The sequence below is a fragment of the Pedobacter sp. MC2016-05 genome, from assembly GCF_026239735.1.
Classification (GTDB): domain Bacteria; phylum Bacteroidota; class Bacteroidia; order Sphingobacteriales; family Sphingobacteriaceae; genus Pedobacter.
Map to the genome: position 1 here is coordinate 583989 of NZ_JAPIVT010000001.1, position 13717 is coordinate 597705.

9 protein-coding genes are annotated in these 13717 nt (G+C 41.4%); 6 read left to right on the forward strand and 3 right to left on the reverse strand.

The window, feature by feature from the left end:
* Window position 1: 1 nt before the first annotated feature.
* Window positions 2-3613, reverse strand: coding sequence for an Ig-like domain-containing protein (locus OQZ33_RS02535; protein WP_265797466.1), 3612 nt, complete (start codon window positions 3611-3613; stop codon window positions 2-4).
* 294 nt (window positions 3614-3907) lie between these two features.
* A complete protein-coding gene (locus OQZ33_RS02540; protein WP_322975002.1) occupies window positions 3908-4546 on the reverse strand; it encodes an acyltransferase in 639 nt (212 codons plus the stop codon).
* 85 nt (window positions 4547-4631) lie between these two features.
* On the opposite strand from OQZ33_RS02540, the gene OQZ33_RS02545 reads away from it, so the two are divergent.
* The 6 genes from OQZ33_RS02545 to OQZ33_RS02570 all read left to right on the forward strand — a co-directional run bounded on the left by OQZ33_RS02545 (window position 4632) and on the right by OQZ33_RS02570 (window position 12610).
* A complete protein-coding gene (locus tag OQZ33_RS02545; RefSeq protein ID WP_265797467.1) occupies window positions 4632-5333 on the forward strand; it encodes a TolC family protein in 702 nt (233 codons plus the stop codon).
* Complete coding sequence (locus tag OQZ33_RS02550) at window positions 5333-7489, forward strand: exopolysaccharide transport family protein (protein WP_265797468.1); 2157 nt, start codon at window positions 5333-5335, stop codon at window positions 7487-7489. Before OQZ33_RS02545 ends, OQZ33_RS02550 begins: the two co-directional genes overlap by 1 nt.
* A 7-nt stretch (window positions 7490-7496) precedes the next feature.
* Complete coding sequence (locus OQZ33_RS02555; protein ID WP_265797469.1) at window positions 7497-8678, forward strand: glycosyltransferase; 1182 nt, start codon at window positions 7497-7499, stop codon at window positions 8676-8678.
* A gap of 3 nt (window positions 8679-8681) precedes the next feature.
* Window positions 8682-10112, forward strand: coding sequence for an O-antigen ligase family protein (locus OQZ33_RS02560; protein WP_265797470.1), 1431 nt, complete (start codon window positions 8682-8684; stop codon window positions 10110-10112).
* An 88-nt stretch (window positions 10113-10200) separates the two neighbouring features.
* Window positions 10201-11367, forward strand: coding sequence for an acyltransferase family protein (locus tag OQZ33_RS02565; protein ID WP_265797471.1), 1167 nt, complete (start codon window positions 10201-10203; stop codon window positions 11365-11367).
* Window positions 11368-11383: 16 nt separating this feature from the next.
* Window positions 11384-12610 carry a glycosyltransferase gene (locus tag OQZ33_RS02570; protein WP_265797472.1) on the forward strand — a complete coding sequence of 409 codons (1227 nt, stop codon included), beginning with the start codon at window positions 11384-11386 and terminating at the stop codon, window positions 12608-12610.
* An 83-nt stretch (window positions 12611-12693) separates the two neighbouring features.
* On the opposite strand, the gene galE is transcribed toward OQZ33_RS02570, so the two are convergent.
* Window positions 12694-13716, reverse strand: a complete 1023-nt coding sequence (galE, locus tag OQZ33_RS02575) for a UDP-glucose 4-epimerase GalE (protein ID WP_265797473.1) — start codon at window positions 13714-13716, stop codon at window positions 12694-12696.
* Window position 13717 lies beyond the last annotated feature (1 nt).

Sequence of the window (13717 nt, forward strand, 5' to 3'; positions counted from 1 at the left end):
GTTATCGGTTGATTGTGATATAGCCAACTCGCTTGTCGGCACCGTCTAGTGTTATTATGTAGTAATATGTGCCTGCTGGAACTTCATCCCCAACGTGAATGCCTTCGGTAGTCCGTCCATTCCAATCATTTTGATATGAACTGGACCTGTAGATCAGATTGCCCCAGCGGTTGAATACATCTAGGTTTATTCTCTTGCCAGCAGTATTTGCTATTACAAAATAATCATTGATTCCATCATTGTTGGGAGAGAAACCTCCTGGTACAAATAAGTCATCTTTTTTCAGATTGATACTGGTAGGGATCGCCGGAGACACATCCCCGATAGTTAATGGATCAGGCTTCAATCCATCAGTCGATTGGTCTGAAATCCTGCTATTATCCGCAGCTGAATTCCCTTCTGCGACTGCGGTGTTGTTGAAAATCCCATCAGTTTTATCCAGCATGACCCTGATCTGTAACTCAACAGTTCCGGAGGACAACTTTGCCAAGGTATTACCAGATCTCAAGAGGTTTTTATCAGAGCTCCCATTGTAGTTGGTGTTTATCAGTAACCCACCTGTAGCATTTATTCTTTCGATCACCACGGAGTTTCCTTTAAATGTTGCAGAGAGGTCATCTATTAAACTTAAGTCGCTTATTCCCACATCCCCTAAATTTGATAGCAGGAATGCGTAAATGAGGTTGAAGCTACCGTCTGTATTTTTTACGGGTTGGCCTACCACGCGTTTCGCCAGGCCAATTTTGGCTGGGGCATATACGGAGATATTAACTTTTCCTGGCGTCGAGCTATTGCCATCCTTATCTATAATGACATAGACAAATTCATCCGGTCCTGAATATCCTGGATTGGGTGTATAAATCGGTTTTCCAGTGACAGGGTCAAATGTTATTGTTCCATGTTGAGGCGGGGTGATGATGTTAATTTTGCCACCTGAAGGAATGGGTATATCGATCGTTTTTGGTCCGGCAACAGGCGTCTCGATGCTAACATTAGGCGCAACGACCACTACCCGGTCCCTTACCGTTACGAGTACCTGTATCACATCAGAACTTATCCCGTCCGAAGTTCTAAGGATATAGGTGAACGCATCTTGTCCTGAGAATCCTGCATTTGGAATGTATCGAATAATGCCGGTACTTGGGTCGGTTGCCACCGTGCCGTTACTTGGGTTGGTGGTCCAAACGATGCCTGTATTGTCCCTGCTTAAATCATTATCCTTCACCGGAATCGCAACAGCTACATTAAAAGGGGTTGAATAGGTGTCATTCGAACCCACAGGTTTTACCGACACCACAACAGTTATTGGATCCGACGACAATCCGTCAGCGGTTTGCAGAATATAGGTAAAATTATCCTTGCCGGAGAAACCATCTTTAGGAGTATATAATGGGAGCCCGTTTGGTTGAATGGTTACAGTGCCATTCAAGGTTACATTTTGTATCGTGATCGCTGTGCCATTTTTTGAAAGGTCGTTATCTTTCACTGGTATGGATACAGGAGTATTGGCTAAGGTTGTAATGGTATCCTGTAAACCAATTGGCTTTACATTAACAACTACGTTTACCGGATCTGACTGTAGGCCATCCTTGTTTTGTAAGATGTAGGTGAAATTGTCCTTCCCGCTAAATCCCGGATTGGGTTGATAGTTTACTGATCCGTCACTGTTTAAGGTGATTGTACCATTACCCGGGTCCGTCTTTTTTATTACCACTGCGCCGATTCTTCCAGGATCGTTATCTAAAACATTTATCACTACCGGCTGATTGGAAGAGGTATTGGCCACATCGGGAACGCCAACTGGTTTAATGTTGACAGCTATGGTTACAATAGCGGTATTAGATTCTGCTCCGTAGTTATCCTTTACGGTATAAACAAATGAGTCATTACCACTGTAATTGGCAGTTGGGCGGTAATTTACAATTCCTGTCAAAGGATCTATAACCAGGGTTCCATGCATGGGCTGGCCTTTAATGACTATGCTGGCAGGGTTGATTGTGAAATTTCCATCAGCATCCCTATCATTTGCCAATATGGAGATGGGCACACTGGTATCTTTATTGGTCGTGACACTATCATTTACTGCTAGGGGTATATGGTTGACAATGAGCTGCACTTCATCAAATAAAGTACACCCCCCCGGGGAGGTTAATTCCCATTTAAATACATATGTTCCGCCAACAAGATTGGTAACAGTGGCATCTGGTTGCGTGAAATTTGAAATAGTGACGGTAGTTGGACCCGAAACCTGACTCCATTTTCCTGAATTGTTACCAGGATTATTGCCCCTCAGTACATAATTCGTCCCAGCAGTGGAAATGTTTATGGTTTGGTCCTGCCCAGCATCAGCTTGAACGGGCGCTGATACGTAATTAAGGGTTATGCTAGCCTGATTGGAGGTGATGCCGAATGAATCAGCAATCGTATAACTTGCGTTCACCGGTCCGGTAAAGCTTGGCTCTGGTATAAACTGTAAAATACCCTGGGAGTTCATTGTAAAAGATCCTTTACCCGCAACAGTATAACTTTTCTGTATTCCAATGACATTAGGATCTAAATCAATTGATCCCCGATTAAGCGTAGATCCCTCATTTTTGGTCGTGTCGTTGAGCGTCAAATCAATTAGCGCCTCTTTCCCCTGGCACAAAGTCAGCTGATCATTCTTTGCAACAGGTGGCGTGAGTCCCCTGTCTGTATGTGGTTGTATCGTAATTTGCCTGATTTCATGAAAATTGGTTTGAAAACCAGTTGAAGAGGCAAAACCATACCTTAAGTTAGCAGGTGCGATTTCTGCGTAATAATAGTTGTCTATTACTTTAGTTGTCACCGGGGATGAGCCGCCTCGGGTAATATTTACGGTGATATTATACCCACCATTTGGATTTGGAGCAAGTTCCATGTTTACCCGCCTGTAACCATTATTAGTGGAATCCGGTTGACGCTGACCACCATCGCCTACTAAGGGAAACCCAAGATTACTGGTTTGTTGAGAGGTGAGGTAGCTGTAATTGCCTGCGGTTAATCCCGCTCCATTTCCCTTACCCCTTAAGGTCACAGATCCTGGCTTAAATCCGCTACCACCTTGCCTGCCTTCCGTTGGATTGGAAAAATTTCCGTATTCATCAAGTCCAATCGCTAAATAACCGTTACTCACACCAGGGGAAATTGGGGTGGTGGTAGTAATTTGGGCATAGCCCAGGGAGCCACCGAAGCCTCCAATAACAAAAGGGCTAGCATTGGCATCAAAAAGAAAAAGGCTGATCCCGTCGGCTCCATTTCCTCCATAGATGTAATATTCAAAATTAATAGACAGTCCGTTAACTGATGGAAAGTTCGTGGTATTAACCACGTAACCCTTTTGATTCTGTATATTACTGGTAAGTCTTAGGTAGCCGTTTCCGTTAGGATCAATCGGGGTTCCCAAATGGGAACTTGTACTTACATCATAAGAACTACCTCCGGCAGTTAAGAAAGCGGAAGGCGAACCTCCGAATATGATGCCTTGAGCGGTGGAATTTCGAAAACTTTCCACATAAGGAAACTGTGCATCGCAGGTTTGGCTTAAATGCAAACATAATGCGATGAGCAGCGAGATGCGTAACAATTTTATCATAAAGTTTGTTTAGCGTTTTATAAGCTATAATTTGCAAAGTTAAGATCTCGCAATCAATATATTGCCTGCGTGAATTGATTTTTTGATTTTTCTCAAACTAATTCACAATATTTAGGAATATTATTCGTTTTAGCCATTTTTTACATCCAGTTATCTTCTGATTACTCTAGTCGATTTTCAGTGTTCAAAGCCGATTTGCCTTGCAACTGTGAGCCCTGCAGCTAAAACGGCAGGTATCTGGATGGGGTCTTCTACAGTCGTCGTTTCCGTTGCTCAACTGATAATTGACAAAATTTAATTGCCTTCAACCGTTTTATTCATTCTTATCCATTTTTTCTCCGCGGCATTATATTGTTTGATGACCTTTGCGGGATTCCCCGCGGCGACACTAAATGAAGGGATATCTTTTGTGACTACTGAACCCGCGGCGATAACGACATGTTCCCCTATAGTTACACCGGAAGTTATAACGACATTTGCTGCAATCCAACATCCATCATTGATTATGATTGGAGCAGTTTTTACCGGTTGCTTGGATATAGATAGGTTTATATTTTCATATTCATGGTTTAAACCACTGATAACAACATTCTGAGCGAGGATAACCTCATTTCCGATTTGGACAGGACCAATGATGACATTACTCATGCCGATGAGTGTTTCCTTTCCAATCTTCACATCTCCTACGCCGTTATTAATCGTACAGAAATCCTCGATCACAGAACTTTCCCCCAGTTCGAATGCATTAAAGGGAAGTACATCCATCCTGGTCCTTGTTCTTATGCGGCTTTTCTTTCCTCTTTTATGAAAAAAAGGATTGATAAAAAGGCTCACCCATAACCGCGGACGGGCCTCACCGGAGGGAATCAGAATCCAATGGATAATTTTTTTTAGTCTTTGATTTTGTTTTACTACTTTTAAGAGTGATTTCATTGCTTGATTGAAGATCTAATTGCAAATACAATATTAGCATTATTTAAATCATAAGCATATATTTGGCCCTTTACAAGAATCTTTTATGATTAAAAACCAGTTTAAGCTCCTGCTGGTGCTGATGATATGTGCTTTTTTTAAACCAAATAGCGTTCTCGCTCAGGAAAGTATTTTAACAGAGGTGTCCTATCTATACATGGAAAAGTTAGTGGCCGCTGCCAAAGCAAACTACCCTAGGGTGAATATATTGAGCAATCAGGTCAATATCGCCAAAAGTGATTTGAGCGGAACCAAACTATCCTGGTTTGAGCCCTTCTCATTTCAGTATGTAGCACGTTCCAATCAAGGTACAGCAAATACAATAGTGGATGTACAGACTGCGGATCTGCTTACCGGATATCAATTTGGTATCTCTATTAATCCAGGATCTCTTTTAACCAAACCCAGTCAAATTAAAAAAGCGAAAGAACAGGTCAAGATTGCGCAGTTCACGGAAAACGAATACTACCTGCAGCTGGAAGCACAGGTAAAAACCAGATATATTACGCTATTGCAATACCAGAAATCACTGGCCCCGGTAAACGACATGCTAGTCAGTGCCCAAGGCAATTTTGAGAGCGCTAAGCTGAAATATCAGAAAGCTGAAATTACTTTTGCTGACTATAATGCCGCCTCGAATGCATTGAATGATGCCCTGCAGGCTAAGCTTCAAATGGAGGCAAATTATCTTAATGCCAAAATATCTTTGGAAGAATTGACAGTCAAAAAGCTAGAAGAGATAAAATAATGACTGAAGGATACAAATTTTTTAAATTGATCAGACGTTACCGCCTAGCGTTGATCATTATTCCAATTATTACCGGACTTATCACGGCTTTTTTTGTCCGTAATTTAAAAAGCTCATACCTTTCCCAGGCACAGATTTCGACTGGTCTGGTGAATGAAACACAACAACAGGCAATGATCGTGGAGGCTATCCAGGGTGAGCAGGTGCGCCAGCAGTTCAGCAATTTAATGGAAATGTTCCGGATGAAGCGGGTGCTCAACCAGGTGTCTTATCAGTTGATTATCCATGACCTGTCCGCTCCAAAACCTTTTAAGCCCAAAAGTGATCTTGTAGAAACCCTTAACCAAGGGGCCATTACCCATGCTCTTGCGGTATACCGGGACAGATATGCCAAGAGGCTTGAACTTGATGTTTCTATACCTGATGAAGAAGGTTTAGCTCGGGTAATCAGTTCGATGAACTATGATGCTGACGCTTTAAAAGGCAAACTGTCTGTATACCGGTTGGGAGAAAGTGATTTCATCAATGTCCAGTATGAGGCAGAAGGACCCGAGTTAGCTGCTTTTGTTGTAAATACTGTCTCTGAGGAATTTATCAAAAGCTATGTTTCTCAAACCAAATCAGGTCAGAATAAGGTAAATAGCCTGCTGCGGGAGATGCTTACTGAAAAATCCGATTCGCTGGCCACAAGAATGGCTCGTCTTAAGGATTATAAAATCAGAAACAAAGTGCTTAACCTCACTGAGCAATCCAGTCAGTTATACTCGCTGATCTTACAATACGATACTAAAAAACAAGAAGCCATCGAAAAAACTGCATCTTATGCAGGAGCGTTAAATGAAATAGATGCCAAGTTTAATCCATCCGAACGCAGCTATATTGAGTCAAGGCTATCAAAGGTTAATCAGGGATTAGTGGAGACCAAATCCGAGCTAAACAGTCTTTATGAATTATACCTCAAAAATGATTTAGACCAAAAATACAAAGACAGCTACGACTCACTGCGAAACAAGCTAAGTGAACAAATCAGTAAATCTTCGGATCAATATATCAACAATCCACTAAACGCCAAGCAAGAGCTCATCAATCAAAAAATCAATCTAGAGATCCAAATGGATCTTTCCAGGTACGGAATCAATTCTCTTGAAAATAAACTGAATTCTTTAAATAAGGAATTCGGAAATCTTGTTCCGCAGGAAGCAGAAGTACAGACCCTGGAGATGAATGTGGATATCGCCAGTAAAGAATACCTGGATATTTTAAATAAATACAACCAAAGTAGTCTGGAATCCAGTATTGAATCGCGAATGAACATCGTCCAGCGTGGCGTGGGCGGATTAGCCCAGCCTTCCAAAAAACTATTACTGATCGTGCTCAGTGTGATAGTGAGTGAAATTCTGTGTCTCTCGGTGCTGTTCATCTTGTTCATCACCAATTCAAGTATTTCAGATCCCAAGACACTGGCAAAATCGACAGGAGTACCTGTGCTTGGTACCGTATATAGAAGGGGAGAAGACAGTGGGAAGCTACCAGACCTTTGGGATTCAGGCGATAAATTTCCTTCCTTTGCACAGGGATTGCGATCGATACGTTATGAACTGGAAGCGGTCATAGATGATAATCTGATTGTGATAACCAGTTTGAGAAACGGGGACGGGAAAACTTTTGTTTCAAAAGGTATCGCAGTAGCATGGGCCAAGACAAACCGGAAAGTCTTGATCATTGATGGTAATTTCGAACATCCTGATTTAGGCAAAGAAGACCGTAGCGAAATATTTGTGGAAGATTTTTTATCAGGCAAGGTATCGCTAGAGAACCTGAGCGCTTTTGAGGGGATTTCGATACTGAAAAACCGAGGTTTCGAACGCTCTTTACTCGAGATTGCTTCTGCTGAAAAAATCGCAGCGCAATTGGAAGTGGCTAAAGACATATTCAGCTTAGTCATTGTCGATCTGCCATCGGTAAGTTCTAGCAGTTTAAGCAGGGAGTGGATCTCCTTTTCCAGCAATATTATCCCTGTATTCAATGGTGGATCCACCATAAGTGAAGAAGAGAAGTCGTATGTTGAACTGTTAAAGGAAAATGGCCTGTTAAAAGGATGGATCATGAACCGGAAAGAGCCAGATTCAAAGGAGATGGAGTTTTTTAAAGTTTGATAGCGTTATGGTTTTGCATGTTGTGGCGATTTGGGTATTAAATATTGTAGCAGGATTTATCGGCTTCTATCTCATTCACCCCATGCTGTTGCTTTTTTTAAGGGCTATCAAAGCAAAAAAGAAACAGTCCTATCCCCATAACACCTTTCTGCCTGATTATGGTATAATTGTAACGGCCTTTGAGGAAGTAGGTATGATCCCAACAGCAGTAGAATCTCTGCTGGCAATGAATTATGAGCGCTTACAAATCTATATTGTTGCTGATAACTGCAAACCCACTGCTGCGCTGCATTTTTCGGATCCTCGTGTAACGGTTCTTTATCCTGAAACGGTATTGGCCAGTAACGTGGCCTCACATAGATTTGCCATCGATCATTTTGAAAGAAACCATGATCTAATACTCATCATGGACAGCGATAACCTGGCCGACGCAGACTTGATACAAAACCTGAATAATCTATTTTCAGCGGGCTTCCAGGCTGTTCAGGGGATTAGGTTGGCAAAAAACCTGGACACGACTATCGCCCGGCTTGATGCGGCCCGGGACATTTATTATCACTATTTTGACGGAGAGGTCATGTTTGATTTGGGATCCTCGGCAACACTTTCTGGCTCGGGAATGGCATTTTCCGCCTCATTATATAAAAGGATGCTAGCTGGCATTAATATGCAGGGCGCAGGCTTTGATAAAGTTCTTCAGGCTGCTCTGGTCAGCGAAGGATACCGTATTGCTTTTGCCAAAGATGCCCAGGTTTATGACCAAAAGACCGCACACACCACCCAGCTGGTAAATCAACGGGCCCGTTGGATAGCAACATGGTTCAAATACTTCAGTTATGGATTTAAAATATTGGTTTTGGGCATAGCGAAGTTTAATTTCAACCAAGTCATATTTGGTATAACTTTGCTTAGGCCACCATTATTTATTTTTTTATCTGCTTCAGTTTTGCTGATCATTGTTAATCTATTCATCAGCACTACAGTATCATTACTATTAGCTGGGGCTCTTGTGATTTATCTGATCAGCTTTTTTATTCCGATTTTAAAAAAATCAACCGACCCACGTATCTTAAGTGCGCTTCTATACATCCCAGTATTCGTTTTTTATCAGTTCATATCATTGGGCAAATCTATTTTTTCTCAAAAGGCCAATGTTGCAACCAAACACAATATTGAAGACAAAACATAAGTGATGCGCTATACAATTTCACCAGCTACCAAAAGAACGCTTACAATCTTGCTGATTGTATTTTCTTTTTCATTGTTTTCGGCGGTCTTGACCATCTCGTATGAATACTTTGCCATATTCTTTATCTTGCTCTCGGTGGGCGCCGTGGTATTTGCGATGGCCCTTTTTTCCAATCCCCGGGTAGGCTTTTTTGTCTACCTCGCCTATTGTTTCATCATTGCTGGGCTACTGAAAAACACGGGTTTACCCTTTGGACCGCTGATGGAGATTTTGCTCGGGGTCACCTGGCTTTCCCTACTATATAACCATAAAAAGGTAGAGTGGAAGCACCTGAAAAATGACCATGTCATTATCGCTGCTATATGGTTTGGTGTTAATTTATTTGAACTGGTGAATCCGGAAGGGGCAAGTTTGTTAGGGTGGCTTAATGAGGTCCGTTTCACTTCGTTTAACTGGTTGCTGATCGCGCCTATTGGTTTTTTGCTTTTCAGGGGCCGAAAGGATATGGATCTTTTCTTTACCATTATTTTCATCTTATCCTTCTTGGGAACCCTTTATGGCATGAAGCAATACCATATTGGGGTTTCGGCCGGAGAACAAATGTGGCTGGATAATGGTGGTGCAACCACCCATATAAATTTTGGAATCCTGCGTGTGTTTTCTTTTTATACTGATGCAGGGCAATTCGGCGCATCTCAGGCTGCAATGGCCGCCATTTCCTTTATACTCGCCTTAGGTCCGTTTAAAAGATGGAAAAGAATACTATTAGTTATCGTTGGGATGTTTTTTGTTTATGGAATGCTAATATCGGGAACCAGGGGAGCCTTATTCGCACTTGTGGTAGCCGTCATTTTTGCAATGATCCTAAGTAAAAACTTCAAAATACTGCTGATAGGCTTGGTATTTGGTATTGGATTTTATAGTTTTTTGAAGTATACCACGATAGGGAATGCAAACTATCTTCTGGTTAGGCTGCGGACCGCCTTAGATCCAGACAATGATTCATTAAATGCAAGACTGATCAATCAAGCCACCTTAAAAACCCTAATGGCAAACAAGCCATTTGGTGCTGGTGTTGGAAGTATAGGCATTAACGGAATTACCTACAATTCAGATAAATATCTGTCCATGATTCCGCCCGACAGTTATTGGGTTAAAATATGGGTCATGTACGGGGTTGTGGGACTTACGATATGGTTTTCTCTGATTTTATTTATGATTGGCAAGTGCTGCGGGATCGTCTGGAATTTACGGGATCCGGCGCTTCGGGTGAAGTGCCTTGCGTTAACTTCTGGTACAGCTGGAATTTTCTTTTGTAGTTACGGGAATGAAGTGATGAATGGTTTTCCTTCATCTGTAATCATGTATATGTCATGGTCCTTTGTTTTGATCTCGCCGATGTTTGATTCCCCATTAGCACTTAAAGAGAAATAGATATGCCTTTTGAGATAGTCGCACTCCCAGCGTTGTTGTTTTTGGTCCTTGGCTTTATCAGCGGATATAAAAAGAGTAAAAAATAGATATGAATCAATTTATACAGTCAATACCTGCACGCCTTACCCGGGTTACCTCTGGAGGTAAGTTGATTAAAGAGATCGATGGTCTGCGGTTTGTGGCTATTGTTCCGGTTTTAATTCAGCATCTTGCCGAGAGATTTGAAAGAAATACGCCTGTTAGCTTTAATGCACCTATTGAGAGCAACTTGTCCAATTTTTTGGCTCACAGGGGGTTCCTGGGTGTGTATATATTTTTTGTGATCAGTGGCTTTGTTCTTGCCCTGCCGTTTGCATCACACCGGTTGAGGGACAGCCATAAGGTAAATATTGGCACCTATTTCTGGAGAAGGCTAACCAGACTTGAGCCCCCGTATATCATATGGATGACCATCTTCTTTATTGTTTTTATTATCCAGAAAAACCAGTCATTCATGGAGTACCTTCCGCATTATCTGGCCAATATAACCTATACCCATGCCATCATCTACAATACCTGGTCTCCATTCAACCCACCTACTTGGACATTGGAGATCGAGGTTCAATTCTATATTCTTGCACCTGTTCTGGCTTATCTGTTCTTTTTCGTTAAAAACAAGATTTTAAGGCGTTCACTCCATTTACTGCTAATGGCATCGCTAGTGCTCGCCCAACAATATCTTCAATTATATCTTAATCCCTATAGCTTTAGCATATTGGGCCATCTGCATTATTTTCTATTGGGATTTATCCTTGCAGATATTTACCTCACTGACTGGAAGCTTATCTCTAAGAGTACCTGGTATGATCTCCTCGCTTTGATTTCTTTGGCTTCTCTAATTTACTTCTGGAGCTGGAACTATGAGCTCATGAGCAGGATTGCCGTGTTAGTCTCTTTGTTTTTATTTTTTATCTCGGTTTTCAAAGGCGATTATGTCAACCGTTTTATTACCAACAGGTGGATCATGTCTATTGGTGGGATGTGTTACACCATATACCTCATTCATCTCCCGTTTTCTGAATTTTTTATCCGCCTAACCAGGAACCTAGTCTTTACGCAGGACTATACAATCAATTTAATCATACAGTTAGTATTGTTTATACCCGTAACACTTATATTGAGTGGATTTTTCTTTTTGCTATTTGAAAAACCCTTTATGGATAAAGGCTGGCCACAGGTATTCTCCAGAAAGATCTCAGCAATGTTTAAGAATTGATCATAGGAGAGAAAAAATGAAATTAAAAAATACCACTATAGTTATTCTTGGCGCTGCAAAATTCGACGGGATCTATGAATCCACGAGTTTTACAACAGCAAAATTTCTGGCCAAAGAAAATGATGTAATATATGTGGATTACCCATATACTTTTAAAGATTGTTTAAAAGAGAAAGGCACTCCCGGGCATGACCGGCGTAAGGCGCATTTCTCTGAGCACAATATCCAGTTGATAGATACTTCTGTGGAGCGACTCAAAGTAATGATTCCCTCACCTGTACTTTCGTTGAATTTTTTGCCCGAGGGGAAGTTATATAGGTTTTTATTAAAATGGAATGAGCGCCGGATTGCCTCAAAAATCAGCCGCTTGCTGAAGTCAAGAAAGGTATCAGATTTTATTTTCATTAATTCATTTAACTTTCATTATCCGACCATCGCAAGCAGAATAGGCGCAACCTTAAGTGTCTATCAATGCGTAGATCCACTCATTATTGATTATGATAAAAGGCACGGTGAAGTCTCGGAAGTAATTTTGGCTAGAACTTCGGATGTTGTGGTGTGCACGAGTAAACAACTCTACAGAGAAAAGTTATTGCTTAATGACAACACTTTTTTTGTTGCTAATGCAGCGGACCTTAGCCATAGCGCAAAGACTCTCGATGAAAACTTGGCAGTACATTCCGCACTTTACAATATTCCCCATCCCATCATTGGCTATTTTGGGCATATTGAAAGAAGAATGGATTTTCCGTTATTGACCAAGCTGATTAAGTTACATGCCGAAAAAAGCTTTGTATTTGTTGGGCCGGTATCAGAAGAGTTCGTACCTGCGGGTTTTAAAGATCCTAAGAATGTTTTTTTTACAGGCAGACTTGATTATCAGGATATGCCTGCGGTGATCAAAGGATTTGATGTGGCAATCATTCCTTTCAAGGAGGATGATGTGAGCAAGACCATTTTTCCATTGAAGCTTTTCGAATACCTTGGTGCGGGTAAGCCTGTGGTCGCTACTGAATTTAACCTAGACCTAGCTGAATTTACTGGCGATGCTGTAGTTTATGCAAATGATGTAAAAAAGTTTGGCGATGCACTTGATTTTTTTATAGCCCATGATCATGATGATGCGAAGAGAGCAAGACTCAAAATCGCTGCTGAAAATACCTGGGAAGCTCGGATTCAGCAACTTGGATTGCTATTATATGATTTTTATCAACTGAAGCTGACTGCTAAAGTCCTAATTTAATAACTGAATGATAGGGTAGGATTTATCCTATCACTCAGTTATCAATAATAAATTCATTAAGCCAGTTGATGTATTTTGATCAACTAGAATGGATTGATTTTAATGTATTTTTCCCACTCCCAAGCCGATCGCATCATTTCCTTAATATCAAGTTCTGCTTTCCAGGCTAATTCTTCATTAGACTTTTGAACATCACCGTATACCTGCATGACGTCGCCTGCTCTTCTTGGGCCGATCTTGTAATCAAGCTTTTCTCCCGTCACCTCCTCAAATGCAGCAATAATTTCCAATACCGATGTTCCTTTTCCTGTTCCTATATTGAATACTTCGTAATTACGATCAGCCTTTTTCTCTTCCAGGCGTTTGAGCGCCTTAACATGTGCCTTTGCCAGATCAACTACGTGAATATAATCCCTGATAGCGGAGCCATCTGGCGTTTCATAATCATTTCCATAAACCGTAATCGGCCCCCGCTTTCCTATGGCAGACTGAGTGATGAAGGGTATGAGATTAGCGGGAACTCCGTTAGGCAATTCACCGATCAGCGCCGTTTCATGGGCGCCTACGGGATTGAAGTACCGTAGTGCGATTACCCTTAAGTCAGCATTAACTGCAGTGGTTTCACTTAAAATCTCTTCAGCAATCTGTTTGGTATTGCCATATGGAGATTCTGCCTTTTTAACAGGAGCGGACTCTGTTACTGGCAGGTGATCCGGCTGCCCATAGACGGTGCATGATGAGGAGAAAACAAAGTCCATTCTGTTATTGAATGAAACCAAAAGATTGATCAGAGAATAAAAATTATTCTTATAATATTTTAACGGCTTCTCTACCGATTCACCCACTGCTTTGGATGCTGCAAAATGAATAATTCCAGTTATATCTCTATTTTCCTCTGCAAATTGCTGAACTGCATGCTCATCCTGAAGATCCATTTGTACAAACTCAAACCATTTTCCTGAAATGGCATGGAGTTGTGTGAGGATTTTGATATTTGAATTGGAAAGGTTATCCACTATAATTACCTCATAGCCGGCTTTGTCAAGTTCCAATACCGTGTGGGAACCAATATACCCTGTTCCTCCGGTTACTAATATTTTTGCCATA

What these genes read in the sequence shown, in the direction of transcription:
- OQZ33_RS02535 (WP_265797466.1), bottom strand. Translation starts at nt 3,613, where the DNA reads ATGATAAAATTGTTACGCATCTCGCTGCTCATCGCATTATGTTTGCAT.
- OQZ33_RS02540 (WP_322975002.1), bottom strand. Translation starts at nt 4,546, where the DNA reads ATGAAATCACTCTTAAAAGTAGTAAAACAAAATCAAAGACTAAAAAAA.
- OQZ33_RS02545 (WP_265797467.1), top strand. Translation starts at nt 4,632, where the DNA reads ATGATTAAAAACCAGTTTAAGCTCCTGCTGGTGCTGATGATATGTGCT.
- OQZ33_RS02550 (WP_265797468.1), top strand. Translation starts at nt 5,333, where the DNA reads ATGACTGAAGGATACAAATTTTTTAAATTGATCAGACGTTACCGCCTA.
- OQZ33_RS02555 (WP_265797469.1), top strand. Translation starts at nt 7,497, where the DNA reads ATGGTTTTGCATGTTGTGGCGATTTGGGTATTAAATATTGTAGCAGGA.
- OQZ33_RS02560 (WP_265797470.1), top strand. Translation starts at nt 8,682, where the DNA reads ATGCGCTATACAATTTCACCAGCTACCAAAAGAACGCTTACAATCTTG.
- OQZ33_RS02565 (WP_265797471.1), top strand. Translation starts at nt 10,201, where the DNA reads ATGAATCAATTTATACAGTCAATACCTGCACGCCTTACCCGGGTTACC.
- OQZ33_RS02570 (WP_265797472.1), top strand. Translation starts at nt 11,384, where the DNA reads ATGAAATTAAAAAATACCACTATAGTTATTCTTGGCGCTGCAAAATTC.
- galE (WP_265797473.1), bottom strand. Translation starts at nt 13,716, where the DNA reads ATGGCAAAAATATTAGTAACCGGAGGAACAGGGTATATTGGTTCCCAC.